Origin of the sequence: Halanaerobium sp. ST460_2HS_T2 (genome assembly GCF_003337665.1) — a bacterium.
Classification (GTDB): domain Bacteria; phylum Bacillota; class Halanaerobiia; order Halanaerobiales; family Halanaerobiaceae; genus Halanaerobium; species Halanaerobium kushneri.
This window is the reverse complement of sequence record NZ_QPJF01000058.1, coordinates 1-5,528: the sequence shown is the minus strand read 5'-3', so window position 1 is coordinate 5,528 and position 5,528 is coordinate 1. Positions and strand designations below refer to the sequence as shown.

Annotated in this window: 3 protein-coding genes; all 3 read left to right on the top strand. The window is 37.0% G+C overall.

Annotated elements, in window-relative coordinates:
- Positions 1 to 142: 142 nt before the first annotated feature.
- A complete protein-coding gene (locus tag DFR80_RS14845; RefSeq protein ID WP_076545330.1) occupies positions 143 to 2,797 on the top strand; it encodes a valine--tRNA ligase in 2,655 nt (884 codons plus the stop codon).
- A gap of 189 nt (positions 2,798 to 2,986) precedes the next feature.
- Positions 2,987 to 4,240 carry a molybdopterin-binding protein gene (locus DFR80_RS14840; RefSeq protein ID WP_076545329.1) on the top strand — a complete coding sequence of 418 codons (1,254 nt, stop codon included), beginning with the start codon at positions 2,987 to 2,989 and terminating at the stop codon, positions 4,238 to 4,240.
- Positions 4,241 to 4,307: 67 nt separating this feature from the next.
- Positions 4,308 to 5,528, top strand: a 1,221-nt coding sequence (locus DFR80_RS14835) for a molybdopterin-binding protein (protein ID WP_233493937.1), incomplete at its 3' end; no start/stop codon positions are given.

Sequence of the window (5,528 nt, the reverse complement as noted above, 5' to 3'; positions counted from 1 at the left end):
AAAGGATAAGGGTGTGACTGAATATTCTGTAGATAGTATAGTTTCTCAATAACTTAAATTTGACAATGCTTAAATATTTTTATGCAATGCTAGTGTAATTTTATATAAAATTACAACATATAATTAATGGAGGGGAATAAAAGTGGAAAATCTAGAAAAAACTTATGATCCGGCCAGAACGGAAGATAAATGGTATGAATACTGGCTGGAAAACAATTATTTTGCACCAAGAGAAAAGAGAGAAGATGAGAGGGGAACCTTTAGTATTGTAATGCCGCCCCCTAATATTACCGGTCAGCTGCATATGGGTCATGCTCTTGATAATACACTGCAGGATATATTAACCCGCTGGAAGCGAATGCAGGGTTACCGATCTTTATGGCTTCCTGGAACTGATCACGCCAGTATTGCAACAGAGGTTAAGGTTGTAGATAAGATGAGGGAAGAGGGAATAGAAAAAGAAGATATGACCAGGAATGAATTTTTGGAAAAGGCCTGGGAATGGAAAGAAGAGTATGGAACCAGAATTACAAATCAGCTGAAAAAAATGGGATCTTCCTGTGATTGGTCCAGGGAACGATTTACTCTGGATGAAGGCTGCTCAGATGCGGTAGAAGAAGTATTTATCAAATTGTACGAAGAGGGTCTAATCTATCAGGGAGATTATATTGTTAACTGGTGTCCCAGCTGTCACACAACTTTAAGTGATATTGAAGTTGAACATAAAGAAACTGAAGGAAAGTTTTATCATTATAAATATCCCTATAAAAATAGAGAGGGGTATATTACCATTGCCACCACAAGACCAGAAACAATGCTTGGAGATACTGCTATTGCAGTTCATCCTTCTGATGAACGCTACAAAGATCTGGTAGGAGAAAAGGTTATTGTACCGCTTATAAATAGAGAAATAGAAATTATTGCTGATGAATATGTAGATAGTGAGTTTGGAACCGGTATGGTTAAGGTTACCCCGGCCCATGATCCCAATGATTTTGAAATTGGCCGCCGCAATGATTTGGAAATTGTAACAGTAATTGATGAAGATGCTAAAATGACCGAAGCTGCCGGGGAAGCTTATGCAGGTCTGGACCGATATGAAGCTCGTAAAAAGGTGATTGAAGATCTAAAAAAAGAAGGTTTACTTGTTAAAATTGAAGATCATGTGCATAATGTTGGCGAATGTTATCGCTGTGATACAGTAATTGAACCGTTAATTTCCAAACAGTGGTTTGTTAAAATGCAGCCGCTGGCAGAGCCTGCGATTGAGGCGGTAGAAGATAGTGATATCAAATTTGTTCCCGACCGTTTTTCCAAAGTGTATATGAACTGGATGAACAATATCCGGGACTGGTGTATTTCCAGACAGCTCTGGTGGGGCCATAGAATTCCTGTTTATTACTGCAATGACTGTGATGAAGTAATTGTAAGTAAAGAAAAGCCGGAAAGTTGTCCCAACTGCGGCAGCAGCAATTTGCGTCAGGATGAAGATGTATTAGATACCTGGTTTTCATCTGCTCTCTGGCCATTTTCAACCTTAGGCTGGCCTGAAGATACAGAGGATCTGGAGAGTTTTTATCCAACAGATGTTTTGGTAACTGGTAGAGATATTATTTTCTTCTGGGTGGCCCGGATGATCTTTATGGGACTTAAATTCCAGGATCAAAAACCTTTTTCAGATATCTATATCCATGGTTTGATTCGTGATGCACAGGGAAGAAAAATGAGTAAATCCCTGGGTAATGGAATTGATCCTTTAGATATCATAGACCAGTTTGGAGCAGATGCACTGCGTTTTACTTTAATTACAGGTAATACACCCGGTAATGATATGCGCTTTAGAGAAGAAAGACTTGAAGCGAGCCGCAACTTTGCCAATAAAATCTGGAATGCCTCTCGCTTTGTATTAATGAATCTGGAGGATTTTGATCTGAAGAAAGTTGAAGAAGCTGATTTAAAACCAACACTGGCTGATGACTGGATGCAGAGTCGTCTAAATACAGTAGCAGGGGAAATTGATGATGCTCTAGAACGCTATAACTTTGGAGAAATGTCGAGTTCTTTATATGATTTTATCTGGAATGAATTTTGTGACTGGTATATTGAGCTTTTGAAGGCCAGATTATATCAGGATGAAGATCCCAAAGCCAAATTAACAGCTCAGTATTATGCTCTTAACACTTTAGAAAGTTTGCTCAGACTTCTGCACCCGGTAATGCCATTTATTACAGAGGAGATCTGGCAGAAATTACCTGGAACAGAAGGAACAATTATGCGGGCCCAGTATCCTGAAAAACAAGTAAGTGGCTTAAACCCAGCGGCTGAGAAAAAAATGGAACTGGTAATGAGTGTTATTAAATCAGTTAGAAATATTAGAAATGAAATGAAGGTTAATCCAGGCCGTAGAATCAAAGCTCTGCTTGTTGCTCCGGAGGCTAAAATTGAAATTCTTAATGAGGGTAAAGATTATATAGAAAATTTAGCCCGCATTAAGGAGCTAATAATTGGGGGAGATGAGCTTGAGCGACCCGATAAAGTTTCAACTTCAATTGTTAAAGAAGTAGAAGTAATTTTGCCGCTGGAGGGTATGATTGATATTGATAAAGAAATTGAGAGAATGGAAAAAGAAATAGAAGAAATGGAATTTGAAATAAAAAGAGCAGAAGGTAAATTAAACAATGAGGGTTTTGTTAATAATGCTCCTCAGGAATTAGTAGCTGGAGAAAGAGATAAACTCAAAGAATATAAAGAAAAAAAGAAAAAATTAATTGAACGAAAAAAAGAATTAGCTGAGTAAGTTCTAATGATATTGGCTGTCTGGATATTTACCATATTAATTTTAAGCTGCAAAAGGTAAATATATCCAGATTGCCGGTATCATTTTATTTTTTAAAAAAGGGTTTCCAACTTTTAACTAGAATAAATTTTATAGAGTAGTTAAATTTTTTGAATATTTCAATATCAGTTGGGAAGGATGAAAAAAATTATGAGAGAATTTTTAGAATTAAATCCACCAGAAAAATTCTGGGAAGAGATAAAATCTTTTTTAAAGACTAAAATAATTAAGACAGAAAAAATAAATTTAGATAATGCTCTGAGTAGAGTTTTGGCAGATGATATTTATTCACCTATTGATCTACCTCCTTTTAGTCGATCAACAGTTGATGGCTATGCAGTTAAAGCTGCTGATACTGCAGGCGCTTCTGCTTCTATGCCGAGCTATTTTAAATTAATCGGTAGTATAAAGATGGGAGAAAAAACTGAACTTAAGCTTAAAAGTGGCGAAGCAGCAGCTATTCCAACGGGGGGGATGCTGCCAGAAGAAGCAGATGCTGTTTTGATGATAGAGGATACAGAAAAAATTAATCAAAATACAATTGAGAGTTTTAAATCACTGGCAGTCGGTGAGAACCTAGTTCAAAAAGCGGAAGATATTGCTGCTGATGAACTTCTTTTTAAAAAAGGTCATAAACTAATGGCTCGTGATATTGGTGCGCTGGCCGGTCTTGGGGTTACTGAGTTTGAAGGTTTTAAACGGGCAGAAGTATCAGTTATTTCTACCGGTGATGAACTAATTTCTGCTGAAGCAGATGCTAGAGCTGGACAGATTAGAGATATTAATAGTTATTCTATAAGCGCTTATTTAAGTAAAATGGGTGCAGAAACCAAAAAAGTTGGTATTATTGAAGATGATTTTGAAAGTTTAAAGACTGCTCTCAAAAATGAACTGGATAAAGATTTAGTTTTAATTTCTGGGGGAAGCTCAGTTGGAATTAAGGATATGACGATTGATCTGCTCAATTCTTTAGGTAAGCCGGGAGTCCTTCTTCATGGCCTGGCAATTAAACCAGGTAAGCCAACAATTTTAGCAGTTATTGACGGTACAATTGTTATCGGGCTGCCGGGTCATCCTGCTTCTGCCTGGACAGTTAACAGCGTTTTAGTAGCAGAAATTGTAAGAGTTTTAAATGGAGAAAAAGAGGCAGCAGAAATCGGGATTCCAAATAATAAATATTTGATTAAAGCCGAATTAACAAGGGGATTTGTTTCTGATAAAGGTAGAGAAGAATATATACCGGTTAAAGTGCAGCGAGATAATGATAAATTGCTGGCAGATCCCCTTCTGGGTAAATCAAGTCTGATAACAAATCTTGCTTATGGTGATGCAGTGCTTAAAGTTCCCAGAACTCAAGAGGGTAAAGAAAAAGGAGAGATTGTTGAACTGATGCTGATTGAATGATTGTTCTCTTTTATCTGAAAAATATTAATATTTATTACTTAAATATAAAAAAGGAAGGAACCAGACTATGGTAAAAAAATATTTAGATAAGATATCACTGGCTGATGCCATAAACAAATTAAAAAATAATTTTAAAAGCTCAAGAACAGATATTGAAAAAATAAAAACTGCTGAGGCTGAAGGAAGAATTACTGCTAGAGGGATTAAGGCTCTGCGTTCTGCTCCCGATTATTATGCGGCTGCAATGGATGGAATAGCGGTTAAGGCCAGAATGACCGAAGGAGCCAGTGAAAGGAATCCTGTTCAACTGAAGTCAGGTCTGGATGCAGTAGAGGTAGATACCGGTGATCCGATTCCGGAACAATTTAACTCAGTCATAAAAATTGAAGAGGTTAATCAAATTGATAGAAATACTTACTCTATTGAAAAAGGGGTTCCTCCCTGGCATAATATTCGTTCAATCGGTGAAAGTGCAGTTAAAGGTAATTTGTTGGTTCCGGCAGCTCAGAGGCTAAAGGATTATGATATTGGAGCTCTGCTGGAGGCAGGAGTGGTGGAAGTTGAAGTCTACCAGAAACCGCAAATTACAATTATACCAACAGGAGATGAGCTTATTGAGGCAGCTGGAACGCCTGAAAAGGGAGAACTGGTAGAATTTAATTCTCAGATGGTGCGAGCAGCTCTTAGAAAATGGGGCGCAAAAGTTAAAATATCGGAAATAATTCCTGATCAAAAGCAATTAATTGAAAAAGCCCTGATTGAAGCAGCAGTTACAAGCGATATAATTATTATTCTTTCTGGTTCTTCAGCAGGTAGAGGAGATTATACGATTGATATTTTGAGGGAAAAAGGAGAAATTTTATTTCATGGTGTAAATATTATGCCGGGGAAACCTTTGATTGCGGCAGAAGTGGAAACAAAACCTGTTTTGGGATTACCGGGATACCCTCTTTCTGCCTGGCTTGACAACCATTTATTTATTCGAGAATTAATTTATCAGTTGCAGGGAGTTGAAGCCCCCTCATTCAATCAAATTGAAGCTAAAGTTAATAGAAAAGTAACTTCGGATATCGGTTTAGAAGAATTTTTACGAGTTAATTTAATTTTTGATACAAATGATCAGTATACAGCCATACCTTTAAAAAGAGGTTCATCAGCTATGGAATCAATTTTAAAAGCAGATGGAATAATGAAAAGACTTTCCCCATTTTTTAAAATAGCAAAAACTATCCGTACTGTCACAAGGGTAAAGAAAGCCTTAAATTCTTTTGTGATCGACGTTTTTTGT

What these genes read in the sequence shown, in the direction of transcription:
- DFR80_RS14840 (WP_076545329.1), top strand. Translation starts at nt 2,987, where the DNA reads ATGAGAGAATTTTTAGAATTAAATCCACCAGAAAAATTCTGGGAAGAG.